Annotated in this window: 15 protein-coding genes; 10 read left to right on the plus strand and 5 right to left on the minus strand. The window is 64.8% G+C overall.

The features are described from left to right. Positions 1-19: 19 nt before the first annotated feature. Positions 20-436, minus strand: coding sequence for a VOC family protein (locus tag FJW04_RS26470; protein ID WP_140717651.1), 417 nt, complete (start codon positions 434-436; stop codon positions 20-22). 175 nt (positions 437-611) lie between these two features. Between FJW04_RS26470 and FJW04_RS26475 the strand changes: the two genes are divergently transcribed. The 6 genes from FJW04_RS26475 (at position 612) to lpxK (ending at position 6,205) form a co-directional block, all read left to right on the plus strand. Beyond that, entirely contained in the window at positions 612-1,955 is a 1,344-nt protein-coding gene (locus tag FJW04_RS26475; RefSeq protein WP_140661884.1) for a TldD/PmbA family protein, read from the plus strand. Continuing rightward, entirely contained in the window at positions 1,942-2,745 is an 804-nt protein-coding gene (locus FJW04_RS26480) for a 3'(2'),5'-bisphosphate nucleotidase CysQ (RefSeq protein ID WP_015318349.1), read from the plus strand. The genes FJW04_RS26475 and FJW04_RS26480 overlap by 14 nt, the downstream gene beginning before the upstream one ends. A gap of 77 nt (positions 2,746-2,822) precedes the next feature. Continuing rightward, positions 2,823-3,068, plus strand: a complete 246-nt coding sequence (locus FJW04_RS26485; RefSeq protein WP_140661886.1) for a DUF4170 domain-containing protein — start codon at positions 2,823-2,825, stop codon at positions 3,066-3,068. Between the two features lie 5 nt (positions 3,069-3,073). After that, positions 3,074-3,865, plus strand: a complete 792-nt coding sequence (locus FJW04_RS26490) for a lysophospholipid acyltransferase family protein (RefSeq protein WP_015318347.1) — start codon at positions 3,074-3,076, stop codon at positions 3,863-3,865. Then, a complete protein-coding gene (gene waaA / locus FJW04_RS26495) occupies positions 3,862-5,178 on the plus strand; it encodes a lipid IV(A) 3-deoxy-D-manno-octulosonic acid transferase (RefSeq protein WP_140717653.1) in 1,317 nt (438 codons plus the stop codon). The genes FJW04_RS26490 and waaA overlap by 4 nt, the downstream gene beginning before the upstream one ends. 1 nt (position 5,179) lies before the next feature. Next, positions 5,180-6,205 (plus strand): tetraacyldisaccharide 4'-kinase, encoded by a 1,026-nt coding sequence (lpxK, locus tag FJW04_RS26500; protein WP_140717655.1) that lies wholly within the window; start codon positions 5,180-5,182, stop codon positions 6,203-6,205. 96 nt (positions 6,206-6,301) lie between these two features. Here the strand turns inward: lpxK and FJW04_RS26505 are convergent, their stop codons facing one another. Further along, a complete protein-coding gene (locus FJW04_RS26505; protein ID WP_140617125.1) occupies positions 6,302-6,535 on the minus strand; it encodes a DUF2093 domain-containing protein in 234 nt (77 codons plus the stop codon). Positions 6,536-6,649: 114 nt separating this feature from the next. Between FJW04_RS26505 and FJW04_RS26510 the strand changes: the two genes are divergently transcribed. Then, positions 6,650-7,252, plus strand: coding sequence for a hypothetical protein (locus FJW04_RS26510; RefSeq protein WP_015318344.1), 603 nt, complete (start codon positions 6,650-6,652; stop codon positions 7,250-7,252). 57 nt (positions 7,253-7,309) lie between these two features. On the opposite strand, the gene FJW04_RS26515 is transcribed toward FJW04_RS26510, so the two are convergent. After that, positions 7,310-8,236, minus strand: coding sequence for a LysR substrate-binding domain-containing protein (locus tag FJW04_RS26515; RefSeq protein ID WP_140717657.1), 927 nt, complete (start codon positions 8,234-8,236; stop codon positions 7,310-7,312). 90 nt (positions 8,237-8,326) lie between these two features. Here FJW04_RS26515 and FJW04_RS26520 point away from each other — a divergent pair, with 90 nt between their 5' ends. Then, entirely contained in the window at positions 8,327-9,220 is an 894-nt protein-coding gene (locus tag FJW04_RS26520; RefSeq protein ID WP_140717659.1) for a DMT family transporter, read from the plus strand. Between the two features lie 133 nt (positions 9,221-9,353). After that, positions 9,354-10,115: a hypothetical protein gene (locus FJW04_RS26525; protein WP_140717661.1), complete on the plus strand. Its 762-nt coding sequence runs from the start codon at positions 9,354-9,356 to the stop codon at positions 10,113-10,115. A gap of 23 nt (positions 10,116-10,138) precedes the next feature. Here the strand turns inward: FJW04_RS26525 and mutL are convergent, their stop codons facing one another. Next, positions 10,139-12,028 (minus strand): DNA mismatch repair endonuclease MutL, encoded by a 1,890-nt coding sequence (gene mutL, locus FJW04_RS26530; RefSeq protein WP_140717663.1) that lies wholly within the window; start codon positions 12,026-12,028, stop codon positions 10,139-10,141. 43 nt (positions 12,029-12,071) lie between these two features. After that, positions 12,072-12,974 (minus strand): LysR substrate-binding domain-containing protein, encoded by a 903-nt coding sequence (locus FJW04_RS26535; RefSeq protein WP_015318339.1) that lies wholly within the window; start codon positions 12,972-12,974, stop codon positions 12,072-12,074. Positions 12,975-13,066: 92 nt separating this feature from the next. Between FJW04_RS26535 and FJW04_RS26540 the strand changes: the two genes are divergently transcribed. After that, on the plus strand, positions 13,067-14,617 hold the full coding sequence (locus FJW04_RS26540; protein ID WP_140617120.1) for a trimethylamine methyltransferase family protein: 1,551 nt from the start codon (positions 13,067-13,069) through the stop codon (positions 14,615-14,617). Positions 14,618-14,656 lie beyond the last annotated feature (39 nt).

Raw genomic sequence — 14,656 nt, forward strand, 5'->3', positions numbered from 1 at the left:
GGCTGCCGCCCCTTTGATCTCAATGCGCGAATACCTGCTCCAGCGAGCGAAAGCCCTTGAATTCCAAGGCATTGCCCGAGGGATCCCGGATAAACAATGTCGCTTGTTCGCCGGGCTCGCCCTTGAAGCGGACCATCGGCCGCTCCAGCCAGTCTATGTCGTCGCGCGCTTCCAGCCGTGTCGCCAGACGCTGCCAGTCGTCCATCAAGAGCACAGCGCCGAAATGCGGGATCGGCACCAAAATGCCGTCGACCTTGCCGTCGCTTGCAGCTTGCGCGGCCTGCGGCCGCAAATGCGCCGACATCTGGTGGCCGTAGAGGTCGAAATCGACCCAGGTCGCCGACGAGCGGCCGATCGCACAGCCCAGTATCTCGCCATAGAAAGTTCGGGTTTCATCGAGATCACGGACTGGAAAGGCAAGATGGAAAGGCGTCATGGCGAAGGCTCCAGATAGGCAAAAACCGCGACGTCCGCTCTTTGCGGGCGCTTCGATGGCGATTTGGTCGCAACATCCTGATTGCCCTTCGGCCATTGCACAAGCGGCAGTGGAACAATAGATGGTGCGGCAGCACCTGCCTTCCGGACAGGCTGAAGAAAACAGGATCAAGTGCATGACCGACAAGCTCGACGCCGCGAAATTGACGGACCGTGTCGCGGCCCTGGTCGAGGCCGCCAAACGCGCTGGCGCCGATGCCGCGGACGCCGTCGCGGTGCGTGGCCGCTCGACCGGTGTTTCGGTGCGGCTTGGCAAGGTCGAAAACACAGAGGCGTCCGAGGGCGACGACGTTTCGCTGCGGGTGTTCGTCGGCCAGCGTGTGGCCAGTGTATCGGCCACCGCAGTGTCCGATCCGAAGGCCCTTGCCGAGCGCGCCGTCGCCATGGCCAAAGTGTCCCCCGAGGATCCCTACCAGGGTCTTGCCGACCCCGCGCTGCTCGCCAGACAGACGCGCGATCTGGACCTGTTCGATGCAACCGAAGTGTCGGCGGACCAGTTGAAGGAGGCGGCCCTTGCGGCCGAGGCGGCGGCTCTCGCCGTCAACGGCGTAACCAATTCGGCCGGCAGCAATGCCAGCGCCGGGCTGGGCGGGCTGGTTCTGGCCACCTCGCACGGTTTTCTCGGCCAGTATGTCGCCTCGCGCTTTTCGCGCTCGGCCAGCGTGATCGCCGGCGAGGGCACCGGCATGGAACGCGACTACGAATTCTCCTCGCGCCAGCATTTTGCCGATCTCGACGCGGCCGAGGATATCGGCCGCCGGGCCGGCGAACGGGCCGTGCGTCGCCTTGGCGCGCGCAAGGCGGCGACCGGATCGGTCGACGTGGTGTTCGACCCGCGCGTCGCGCGCGGCATTGCCGGCCATATCGCCGGGGCCATCAACGGCGCTTCCGTCGCGCGAAAAACCTCGTTCCTGCGCGACATGATGGGCAAGCAGGTGGCCGCGTCCGCCATCACCGTCACCGACGAGCCGCTGCGGCGCCGTGGCCAGGCCTCGCGCCCATTCGATGGCGAAGGCGTCGAGGGCGAGAAGCTCCTGATGATCGAAAAAGGCGTCCTCAATCACTGGTTCCTATCGACATCGGCGGCCCGGGAGCTCGGCCTCGTCACCAACGGGCGCGGCACGCGCGGCGGCTCCTCCGTCTCACCGTCTTCCACCAATCTTGCCATCGAGCCAGGCGAAAGGTCGCCGGAAGACCTGATCGGCTCGCTCAAGAGCGGCTTCTACGTCACCGAAGTGTTTGGCCAGGGTGTAGACATGCTCACCGGCGAATACAGCCGCGGCGCTTCGGGCTTCTGGATCGAAAATGGGGCGCTTGCCTATCCGGTCGCCGAAGTCACCATCGCCTCGAACCTGAAGACGATGTTCCTCAACATGATGCCCGCGAATGACCTTGATCGCAATTTCGGCACCGCCGCCCCGACGCTCCTGATCGAAGGCATGACCCTTGCCGGAGCATGAGCTGACCACCGCCGGTGCCGATCTGGACCTGCCGCTGCTGCGCGACGCCGCCCGCGAGGCGGGTCTCATCGCCATGCGCTACTTCGGCAATAATCCGCAGGTCTGGATGAAGGGCGGCACCTCGCCGGTCAGCGAAGCCGATCATGCCGCCGATGCGTATCTGCGCCAGACGTTGCTTGCGGCACGGCCGGATTATGGCTGGCTGTCGGAAGAGACGGCCGACGACCCGGCGCGGCTTTCGGCGCGCCGCACCTTCGTTGTCGACCCGATCGACGGTACGCGCGGCTTCCTTGAAGGCCAGCGCGCCTGGTGCGTCAGCGTCGCCGTCGTCGAGAATGGCCGCACGCTCGCCGGCGTGCTCGAATGCCCGGCGATGGACGAGACCTATTCCGCGCTGCCAGGCCAGGGCGCATTCCGCAACGGCAAGCGCATTGCGGTGCGCAAGCCAGGCGACAAGCCCGAGATTTCCGGCCTGAAGCAGTTGATCGACCTGATGCCGGCCGGCTGGCAGGAGCGGCTGCAACGGGCGCCCTACAGCCCTTCGCTTGCCTACCGCCTGGCGATGATCGCCAGTGGCACGCTCGACGGCACCTTCGTCAAGCCGAACGCGCATGACTGGGACATCGCCGCCGCAGACCTCATCCTGCGCGAGGCAGGTGGCCAACTGCTCGACCCGCATGGCCACGCGCCGTCCTATGCCGGCGAGGTGACCCGCCACGGTGCGCTCGCGGCCGGCAGCGGCGAACTGCTGGCCGTGCTGGTCGACGTCATAGCCGGGCTGGATGGCTGAAAGCGTTTTTCGAAGGTTCCAAAGTCGGCGGCTTTGGTCTAGACCTGTCACAAACTCACGATATGTGAAGGACCGACATGGCCGCGGAAGACGGAAAGAAACAGCTTTTGCATCTGGTATTCGGCGGCGAACTGAAGAAGCTTGGCGGCACCGAGTTCCGCGATCTCGATGCGCTCGACATCGTCGGCGTCTATCCGGATTATCAATCCGCGCACACGGCGTGGAAAGCCAAGGCGCAGGCCAGCGTGGACAATGCTCATATGCGTTATTTCGTCGTTCATCTGCACCGTCTGCTGGATCCCGATAGCAAGGCCACCGGTTGACTCCGATGGAGCATGATCTGGCGAAAGAGCCAGCCGGCGAGGCCGCGCCCACGGGCAGGGGCCGCAGCCGTACGACCAAGGCCTTCTGGCGCAGGATTCGCGAACCGCTCGCGCAGTCGCGATTCGTCAAGAACGCCATTGCCAGCCTGCTCGCGCAGTTCGTGCGGCTGGTTCGCGCGACCAGCCCCCTGGTCGCCGGATCGGCGCGCTTTTCGGGCGGCGCCTATGCCGAGTTCGAGCCGGGGATCATTGCTCTGTGGCATGGCCAGCATCTTTTGACGCCGGCCTATTACCCCAAGCGCAAGCCGCTGGTTGCCATGGTGTCGCGTAGCGCCGATGCCGAGCTCAACGCCCTGATGCTGGAGAAATTCGGCATCGAGGCGGTGCGCGGTTCGGGCGGGCGCGACAATGCCAGGCATCTCGACAAGGGCGGGGCCAAGGCGCTCATCGCCCTCAAAAAGTCGCTCACATCAGGCAAGAACGTCGCCATGATCGCAGACATTCCCCACGGTACCCCGCGCGATGCAGGGCTCGGTATCGTTCTCCTGGCTCGCCTCTCCGGCCGGCCGCTGCTGCCCGTCGCCATCGCCACCAGCCGCCGCAAGGTGCTGGAAAAGAGCTGGGACAAGACCACCATCAACCTGCCCTTCGGCCGCTCCGCCGTGACCATCGGCACGCCGATCTTCGTGGCGGCGGATGCCGATGACGCCGAAATGGAACGCAAGCGCCAGGAAATCACCACCGCCCTCAATGCCGCGACCGCCGAGGCCTACCGCCTCGTGGATGGCCCGCGGTGAGCGGCCGCTGGGCCCGCACCATGTTGTCGGCATACCGTTTTGCCGGCGCGGCCGCCTACCCGCTGGTCGGGCCTTATGTCGCCTGGCGCACCTCGCGCGGCAAGGAAGACCGCAATCGCCGCCGCGAGCGCTACGGCGTCGCCGGACGGCCGCGCCCCGAGGGCCCGGTGATCTGGATCCATGCCGCGAGCGTCGGCGAGACCTTGGCCGTCGTGCCGCTTGTCGAAAGCATCCTCGATTATGGCGTCAACATCGTGCTGACGACCGGTACGGTCACCTCGGCCCAGGTCGTCGACGAGCGGCTCGGCGACCGCATCATTCACCAATATGTGCCACTCGATCTGAAGCCGGCGGTCAGCCGCTTCCTCGATCACTGGAAACCCGATCTGGCGATCATCGCCGAATCCGAGATATGGCCGATGACCATCCTCGAACTTGGTGCCCGCCACGTGCCGCAGGTGCTGGTCAATGGCCGGCTCTCCGATCGCTCCTTCACGTCTTGGAAGAAGCGGGCCAACATCGCCGAGGCGCTGTTCGAGAATCTGGCCCACGTGGTTGCCCAGTCCGACGTCGACGGCGAGCGTTTTCGGGCGCTCGGCGCCCGGCCGGTCACGGTGTCGGGCAATCTCAAGGTCGACACCAACCCGCCGCCGGTCGACTTGCGAGCGCTTGGCACATTGCAGCGGCAGATCGGCGATCGCCCGACCTGGGCGGCGATCTCGACCCATGATGGCGAGGAAGTGGTCGCCGCGGAAGTTCACGCGACGCTGCACAGGCGTCACCGGGGCCTTTTGACGATCGTCGTTCCGCGCCATCCCGATCGGGCCGAAGCCCTTGCCGCGCAGATTTCCGGCATGGGCCTTAAAGTCGCGCGGCGCAGCAAGGGCGACCGTATCGGGGCCGATACCGATATCTTGCTTGGCGATACGATCGGCGAAATGGGCTTGTATCTCCGGTTGACCGAAATCGCTTTCGTCGGCCGCTCGCTGACCTCCGAAGGCGGCCAGAATCCGCTTGAGCCGGCCATGCTCGACACCGCCGTTCTCGCCGGGCGCAACGTGCAGAATTTTCGCGAGGCCTATCAGCGCCTGCTCGACAGCGGCGGCGCCAAGCTGGTGCGCGACCGCGACATGCTGGCCGGCGCCGTCAATTTCCTCCTGACCAACGAAGTGGCGCGCCACGAGATGATGGCGGCGGGGATCGCGACTGTCGAAGAGATGCGCGGCGCACTGGCACGCACGCTCAAATCGCTCGAACCCTATATCCAGCCGCTGGTGGTCAAGGCGCGCCTGAAGGGCGCCAACGGGCGTTAGAATGGCCTCCGAAGCACCGCCATTCTGGTGGGAAGAGCCGGACTGGAAGGTCCTGGCGCTGTCGCCGCTGTCGGCTGTCTACGCGCTGGTTGCCGGTCGCGGCATGCGGCGGGCCCGGCGCGAGAAGATCCAGGCGCCGGTTCTGTGTATCGGCAATTTCACCGTCGGCGGCACCGGCAAGACGCCGGTGGCGATCGCGCTCGCCCAACAGGCCAAGCGCATGCATCTGAAGCCCGGGTTCCTGTCGCGCGGCCACGGCGGTTCCTTCGCCGAGCCGCATGTCGTCGATGTCAGCCACGACAGCGCCAGGCATGTCGGCGACGAACCGCTGCTGCTGGCCGAACATGCCCCGGTGGCGGTGACGCCGAACCGTGCCGCCGGTGCCCGGCTGCTGCTGGAAAAACACGGTTGCGATTTCCTGATCATGGACGACGGCTTCCAGAGCGCGCGCATCCACATCGATTATGCGCTGGTCGTGGTCGATGCCCGCTACGGGATCGGCAATGGCCGCGTCATCCCGGGCGGTCCACTCAGGGCCAAGATCGTCGACCAGCTGGTCTTCACCAGCGGGCTGCTGAAGATGGGCGAGGGCACGGCCGCCGATGCCGTGGTCCGCCGAGCCGCGCGTGCCGGCCGGCCGATCTTCGAGGCCCACACGGAGCCGAGCAGCACGGCCGGGCTTGCCGGAAAGCGGTTCCTGGCCTTTGCCGGCATCGGTCATCCCGAAAAGTTCTTCGACACGGTGCGTGACGCCGGCGGCGAAGTGGTCCTGTCCAGGCCCTTTCCGGACCATCACTTCTACGCCGAGGACGAGCTTGCCGAACTGGCCGCGACGGCACGCGCCGAAGGCCTTGGCCTGATCACCACCGCCAAGGACGCCGCCCGGCTGCGTCACGGCGCCCCGCAGGACTTTCTCGACCGTCTCGACGTGCTGGAAATCGACACGGTGTTCGAGCTTGATCACGTGCCCGAACGCATCATCGAGGAAACGCTGGATGCCTGGCGGCAGCGCAAGTTGAGGAGATGAAGCTACTTCAGGAAAAAGTGCGTGGCGGTCTTCAGTCCGGAATTGCGTAAAACAATGAAGGAGAGCGGGTCAGATTCTATCAAACGCTGGGCCGCTCTAACTCCGTTTGCGCAACTCCGGATGCACCTCGATTTCGCGGCGCAGCGATGCGATGGCGTTCACGTAAGGCTCCTGCCTGGCGACGCTCCAGTATTTCAGCTCGTCCAACGGGATGTTTTCGCCCGTCACCGCGCAGCGCACGAACGAGCCCGGGCTGGTGACCTGGAAATCGCCATCGAGATAGCGGATGCGGGCTTCCTTGCCGCCCGGGCCTTCGAAACGGTTCATCATGCAGCGGTACTTGAGTTCATCGGGATTCAATCGCCATAAATCGTGGGCAAGGTCAAGCTTGGCGCAATGCTCATATAATATTGCGGTATGGCACAATGGTTGTCAGGAAGCGCCATGGACATCGCCAATGCCAGTATGACGTCTTTGCTGAAAGAAGCGCTCATTCCCGGGCCGGTGCCTTCGCCCAGGGCCGATCCCGCGACCGCGGCTCTGGTCAAGGCGCTCGTCCAGCCGGCGGCGCCCGCGATGGTGCAATCGGCGCAGTTCGCTGCCCAGGCGCTGCAAGGCTCGCTACCGCGGCCGGCCGGTCAAACCTCGCAACGCCTGTCCTCCCCCGAGATCGAGGATGCCTACCGGGCCGTCATGGAACCTGACGCCGCCACCCACCATGCATTGGCACGGGCCTCGACGGGTGGGGCAGGGACGGACACCGATCAGGCTTCGCGCGGCTTCGCTCCGCCGCGGATAACGGCCAACGACAGCCCCCCCAAACTCGCGGCGCCGCCGGCCCTATCCACATTCTCGCCGGCCGTCGCTTCGGCCGCGGTGCTGGTCGCGGCCAATGCCAACGCGCCGCAACCGCGCGGCGCCTCCATCCGTCCAGCGGGCCATGCTCCCCGATCCGAGCCAGTTCCGTCGTCGCTGTGGACGATATCGATCGTGACGGCCATCGTCTCGGCCGCAACCACCACGATCGTGCTTTTGCTGTTCCGTTAAGCGAGTCACGCGATTTCCGATAGAGGCCGTCACGCATTCTCCGAGATGCGTCAGCGCCTAATCGTCATCCTGCAGGAAAGCTTCCAGCCTTGCCGAAGCAAGCCCGGCCTGTTCGGCAATGCGCCTGGCGAGATCCGCGGCGGCCGCGCGCGGCCGGCCCACCGGACGATCCAGCCAGTAGGAAACGGGATTGAGCACGGTGCGATCGTCAACGGCGACGAGGCGGCCGGACTGTATCTGGTGCTCGGTGAGCGGCGGCCGCGCCAGCGCGATGCCGAGGCCATGAGCCGCTGCATCGAGCACCAGATTGTAATCCTCGAAACGACGGTCTTGCGGGCGCGGCCGGTAGTCCATGTCCTGCGCGGCCAACCAGGCGCGCCAGCCCGAAGCGTCGGAATCGTTGATCAGCGGGAATTTGAGCAGCCGGGCTGGATCGCCGCTGCCGATCTCCCGTGCGAGGCCCGGCGAGGCGATCGGGAAGAGATATTCTTCGAACAGTTGCACCGAGACACGGCCCGGGATGCGGCCGCGACCGCAGCGCACCGACAGATCGATGCCTTCGTCGGCGAGATCGGCCTGGCGGTTGTCGACATCGAGCACGATGCGCAGGCGGGTGGGATCGTTCTCCAGCGCCGCCATGCGCGGCATCAGCCACAGGCCGCTCACCGAAGGAATGGAGGCCAGGCGCACCACCGCGGTGCCGCGCGGCTCCACCCACCGGTCGGAATTGACCGAGATCAGCGCGAAGGCTTCGGTGGTCCTGAGATGCAGGCGATTGCCTTCGTTGGTCAGCGTCACGCCGCGCGCGCCGCGCTCGAAAACCTTCAGGCCAAGCCAGTCCTCGAGTTTGGCGACCTGCCGGCTGACCGCGCCATGTGTGAGGTTGAGTTTTTCGGCGGCGGCCGAGAAGCTCCCCGTGCGCGCCGCCGCGTCGAAAGCGCGCAACGTCTCCAAGGGCAGCATACTGTTCGAGCTGTGATCCATGCTCACAGGTGACCCTCGATTCGGTCGTTTGTCAATTGACCTGGAAAGGCGTTTCCTGCTCCCGAGACCTGAAGAATCCGAGGCACTGGGATGAGCACGACGACAGGCACGTTGAATTCGACACAGCGGATGGACACCACGGCAGCCATTGCCGTGGCGCTGACGGTGATCGGCTGGGCCTCCGCCTTCCCGGCGATCCGGGCCGGGCTCGCCGCCTTTCAGCCGCTGGAGCTTGGCGCCCTGCGCTTTGCCATCGCCGCCGTGCCGGCGGCGATCTTCCTTGCCGTCAAGCGTCCGGCTCTGCCCGGGATCGGCGATCTCTGGCGCTTCGCCTTTGGCGGCGCCATTTTCGTCGCGCTCTACACGGCGATGCTCAATTTTGGCGAACTGACGGTCTCGGCCGGAGCGGCGGGCTTCATCATCAATGTCAGTCCCATCTTTACCGCCATCATGGCAATGGCGCTGCTCGGCGAGCGCTTCTCCGGCCTGGCCTGGATCGGCACGGTCATCTCCTTCGCCGGCATCGGCATCATCGCCGTCGCCGACGGGCATGGCCTTCATTTCAATGCCGGCGCGCTGCTGGTACTTGGCTCGGCCCTCTGCTCGGCCGTCAACACCATCGTCCAGAAGCCGCTGTTTGCCCGTCATCATCCGCTGACGATCGCGGCGTCCAACATGGTGCTCGGCGCGCTCTGCCTGGCGCCCTTCCTGCCCACCGCTCTGCAGCAGGCCGCTGTCGCCAACACTGCCGGCGTCGGCGCCGTCATCTATCTCGGCATCGTGCCGAGCCTGGTTGCCTATGCGGCGTGGGCAACCGCGCTGTCGCGCCTGCCGGCGGCGCGTGCCTCGAACTTCCTCTATCTGGTCTCGCCGATGTCGGCCCTGATCGGCTTCTTCTGGCTGGGCGAGGTGCCGACGCTGCTCGGCATCCTCGGCGGCGCGCTGGCGCTCGGCGGTGTCATCGTGGTGAATTTGAAACGCTGATTCAAAAGCTTGCGATCTTTCCCTGACTCGTGTCGGGAACCACCGATTTCATCGCCAGTTGACGGCTGCCGCAAGGCAAGGCAACTGTCACTCGGTCTTGGCGGATGGTCGTCGCGGGCGCTGCGAGGTCGGGATGGGAAGACGTTTTATCTCAACGGTCGTTTGCTTGTTGCTGCTTAACGCGAAAGCCGTCGCGGGTTGGTACCACGTGGAAAACTACGAGGGTTTCCTCGGGCCGTCTCCCATCCATTTCTCCATACAGACATATGATAGCTTAGGCAGCGCGCCAAAGGTCGATGGAAGCTACTTCTACGACGCGAAGCAGAGCCCGATTGCGCTGTATGGCACGGTCACCGGCACCAAGTTCGTGCTTTGCGAGATTTCAGACGACAAGGAATTCTATCGGATAATTGTGCAGGGGCCGAGACCCGCTGTGGATACCACAAGCTGCCCATTCTCCCTCGACCTCAATGGAAACGCTGTGACCGGAAGCTGGAGCAGGGGCACGGATAGATATCCCGTCACCCTCAAGAAAATAGCGAGCCTGGATGACACCGGCGAGGCGAAGATCGACGGCACCGTCGAGATTTCCTTCTGGGCGCAGACAGCCACCGACAGGTTTTCGGGAATTTACACGAATACCAGCGCCGGCCTTTGCATGGAAAAAATGCGTATCATCAAAAAGAGCAGCCGCAAGGTTGTCCAGGAAATTACCTTCGCCGATGATGATGCGTGCAGTGCCGGCATGCTGATGACGACCATCTATATGAACGTCGAGAAATGGGTGGAGCGAGGCAAGGACGTCATTTCCGTGAATTTTCGAGGCGGTGGCGCCGGAACCGCGGTCGATTACGTCTTCAATTCACGGACAAGGAAATATCAGCGGAGGAAGTGAGGGCTGGCCGCCGGGCAGCCGTTTCACCGCCGTCCGAACAGCCGCTCGATGTCGGCCAGCTTCAGCTCGATATAGGTCGGGCGGCCATGGTTGCAGGTGCCGGAACCCGGCGTCGCCTCCATCTGGCGCAGCAGGGCGTTCATCTCCTCGGCCTTGAGCAGCCGCCCGGAGCGCACCGAGCCATGGCAGGCCATGGTGGCGGCGATCTTGTCCAGCCGTTCCTTGAGCGTCTCGACCGTATCGTTGTCGGCAATCTCGTCGGCAAGGTCGCGGACCAATTGCTGGACGTTGGTCTCGCCGAGCATCGACGGCGTCTCGCGCACGGCGACCGCACCCGGTCCGAAACGCTCGATGCCGAGGCCGAAGCGGGCGAGCGTTTCGGAATGCACGGCCAGCCGCTCGGCGTCCTCCTCCGGCAGGTCGATAATCTCGGGCAGAAGCAGCATCTGTGACGGCACCGGCCGCGCGTGCAGCGCGTTCTTCAGCGCCTCGTAAACCAGCCGCTCATGGGCCGCGTGCTGGTCCACGATGATGAGCGAATCCCTGGTCTGGGCGACGATATAGTTCTCATGCACCTGCGCGCGCGCGGCCCCCAGCACCGCGCCGAGCAGCGTCTCCGCCGCCTCGCTCTGCCCGGCGCGCGCATCGGCGCTGGCAAGCGGGCCGGCATCGAACGCGGCTTGCTCATTTTCGCCAAATCCGCCCTGTCTTGCGCCGGTGCGTTCAAAGCCCGGGCTTTCGAATTGCATGTCGAGCGGCCGCTGCGGCGAGCGCGCGGGATCGAAGCCGGCGGCGCCTGAAGCGCGATAGGCCGCGTCGTAGCTGCGATGGCCATTGGCCGGGCCGGGATGCGCATAGGACGGGCTGCCCGGCCGGAACGCTGCCATCATGCCGGCGGCGCCGGTGGTGGCCGAGCGGATGCCGGCATCGGCCAATGCCTGCCGGATCGCGCCGACGATCAGCCCGCGCACGAGGCCCGGATCGCGGAAGCGGACATCGGCTTTGGCCGGATGGACGTTGACGTCGACGATGGCCGGATCGAGCGAAAGAAACAGTACCGTCACCGCGTGGCGGTCGCGCGGCAGGACGTCGGCGAAGGCGCCGCGGATCGCTCCGGCGATCAGCTTGTCGCGCACCGGGCGGCCGTTGACATAGGCATATTGCTGCAATGCGTTGGCGCGGGTGAAGGAGGGGATCGACACATGGCCGGTCAGGTGCACGCCTTCGCGCATCGCGTCGATGGCAATGGAATTGTCGGGAAAGTCGGCGCCCATCACCTGCGCGACCCGGCGCAGGCTGCCGTCCGCGCTGTCATCGGTAGCCGGCAGTTCCAGAGTCGTGCGGTCGGAACCGGCCAGCGTGAAACGCACCGTGGGGAAGGCGATGGCGATGCGCTTGACGATGTCGCTGATGGCCGAGCTTTCGGCGCGTTCGCCCTTCATGAATTTCAGCCGTGCCGGCGTGGCGAAGAACAGGTCGCGCACCTCGACCGTGGTGCCGCGATTGGCCGCCGCCGGCTTGATTGGCAGGACGCGGCCGCCCTCGATGCCGATCTCTGCGGCGCTGTCGCTAGAGGCCGTGCGCGAGCGGATCGACAGCCTTGACACCGAGCCGATCGATGGCAGCGCTTCACCGCGAAAGCCGAGCGAACGAATGTCGTTGATATCCTCGGTGAGCTTGGAGGTGCAGTGGCGTGCGATGGCCAGCGCCAGTTCCCGTTCAGGAATGCCGAAGCCGTCATCGGTGACGCGGATCAGGTTCAGCCCGCCGCCCGATGTGACGACTTCTACCTTGCTGGCCCCGGCATCGAGCGCATTCTCGACCAGTTCCTTGACCACGCTCGCCGGACGCTCGATGACTTCGCCGGCGGCGATCTGGTTGATCATCGTTTCGGAAAGCTGGCGGATGGGCATGCTCTGATCTTACACGGATTCGGTGGGCGCGCGCGAGGCCACTTTACGCCTGCGCCAGCAGCCAATCCCTGACCTTGCGCGCATTGTCGCTGAGCTCGCGGTTCTTCGGCCAGATGACGTAGAACGCGGTGCCCGTCTTCATGATGTGGTCCGTCACCGGCACCAGCAGCCCGGTCGACAGCAGCCGCTCGACAAGGTGGCGCCAGCCGAGCGCGATGCCTTGCCCCTCCATGACCGCCTGGATCACAATCGCATAGTCATTGATGCGCAAGCCACGCTCCGCATTACGGAGACTGGCTCCGGCCGATTGGAACCATTCGTCCCAGTTCGGGGCCTCGCGATAGGGCTCTTCCAGATGAATGAGGCGGTGTGTCGCCAGTTGCTCGACGGTCTCGGGCCGGCCGAATTTCGTCAGATAACTGGGACCCGCGACCGGAAAGATCTCTTCGTCGGAGAGCGCTAGCGAGTGGTAGTCCGGCCAGTCGCGTGGCACGCCTCCGCGCACGGCAAGCGGAATGCCTTCGGCGATGATGTCGAGATCTCGGTCGCCGGTCTGGATGCGCAGATCGATGCCCGGCAGTTCGTCGCGGAACCGCTGCAGGCGCGGCATCATCCAGAACGAGCCGAAGGCCGTCGAGGCGGCGAGCGTCACATGGCCACCAGTCGCCTGCAGACGCAGGTCCTCCGCCGACTTGCGGATGTGGGAAAGACCGAGCGAGACGTCGGCATGGAAGCGCTCGCCGGCCTCGGTCAGGCTGACCTGGCGGTGGCGGCGCTGGAACAGCGTGGCGCCAAGCTGTTCCTCCAACCCACGCACGGCATAGGAAACTGCGGCCTGCGTCATGCCGAGCTCGCGCCCGGCGGCAGTGAAACTCGACAACCGGCCGGCCGCCTCGAAGACGATCAGGCTGCCGGCGGAGGGCAGGAGGTGGCGAAGGCTTCGCATAAGCTCAGCTTATACAAGAGATCAGGATTTTCCAGCGTCACAGTCGAATTTCACCTCGCTAAGTTGACCGGGATCGAAGGGATGGAGGCTCCATGAACGCACCGGCCACTGAATTGACCGAGCAAACCCATCGCCGTGGTGGTGGCCGTCTCGGGCGCAAGGCGATGAGGAGCGCGCCGATTGCCTCGTTCCCGACCCTGGTGCGCCAGATCCCGGTCTATGAGATCGTTCCCGATGAGGCGGTGGAACTGATCCACGAGGAGTCGCTCAAGATACTCGAAGAAGTGGGCTGCGAATTCCGCGACGACGGAGCCATCGAGCTCTGGAAGGCGGCTGGGGCCGATGTCAGGGAAACGCGCGTGCGTATCGACCGCGCGCTGCTGATGGAGCTCGTCTCGAAAATCCCATCCGAATTCACGCTCCATGCGCGCAATCCCGAGCGCACGGTCCGCGTTGGCGGCAAGAACTCGATCTTCGTGCCGATGTATGGCGCGCCCTACATACGCGACCTCGACAACAACAGGCGCTACGGCACGCTTGCCGACCTCAACAATTTCCACAAGCTCGCTTACATGGCGCCGGCGCTGCATTCCTCGAGTTCGGTCATCTGCGAGCCGATGGAAATCGCCGTGCCGAAGCGGCATCTGCACATAATCCATTCGGCGCTGAAACATTCCGACAAGCCGTTCATGGGCATCGTGACGTCCAAGGAGCGCGCCGAGGACACGATGGCGATGGCTGCAATCGTCTTCGGCGAGGAGTTCGTCCGCGAAAACCCGGTGCTGGTGGCGATCACCAACTGCAATTCGCCGCTGGTCTGGGACGCCACCATGATCGATGCGATGCGGGTCTATGCAAGCCACAATCAGCCGCTGATCCTGGCTCCGTTCGCGCTCTGCGGCGCCTCGACCGCGGCGTCGGCCGTCGGCGCGGTGGCGCAGGTCAATGCCGAGGCGCTCGCGGGCGTGGCCCTGACCCAGCTCATCCGTCCCGGTTCGCCCCAGATCTACGGCCAGTTCATGGTCACGGTCGACATGAAGACCGGCGCTCCCATGGGCGGCACGCCGGAGGCCGCCCAGATGATGTATCTGATGGGTGCGCTGGCGCGGAAATACAAACTGCCGTGGCGCACATCGGGCTTTCATGTCGGCTCGAAGCTCAACGATGCCCAGGCTGGCTATGAGGCGAACATGCTGATGCATGCAGCCATCCTCGCCGGCGCCAACTACATCTGGCATTCGGCCGGATGGCTGGAAGCGGGTCTCACTTGCGGTTACTCGAAATTCGCCACCGACTGCGAACAGCTTGTCGGCTGGTACAAATATGCCGGCGGCCTGCCTTTCGACGATTTCAAGGAAGCGATGGCAGCGATCCGCGAGGTCGGGCCGCAGGGCCATTTCCTCGGCACCCAGCACACGCTCGAGCATTTCGAGAAGGCTTTCTTCATGCCGAGCATCATGGACTTCAACTCCTACGAACAATGGAAGGCGGAAGGGGCGAAGGACCACGACACGCGCGGCCGCGAGAAGGCGCGCAACATGCTTGCCGACTATGAGGAGCCGAAACTCGACGAGGGCATTGCCGACGGTCTCAAGGATTTGATCGCGCGGCGCGAGGAAAAACTGCCTGACAGCGTTAGTTGAAAAAGCAGGCAAAGACCTCACGGGAACAACAAGGGGAGA

This window comes from Mesorhizobium sp. B2-7-3, assembly GCF_006440715.1.
Taxonomy (GTDB): Bacteria; Pseudomonadota; Alphaproteobacteria; order Rhizobiales; family Rhizobiaceae; genus Mesorhizobium; species Mesorhizobium australicum.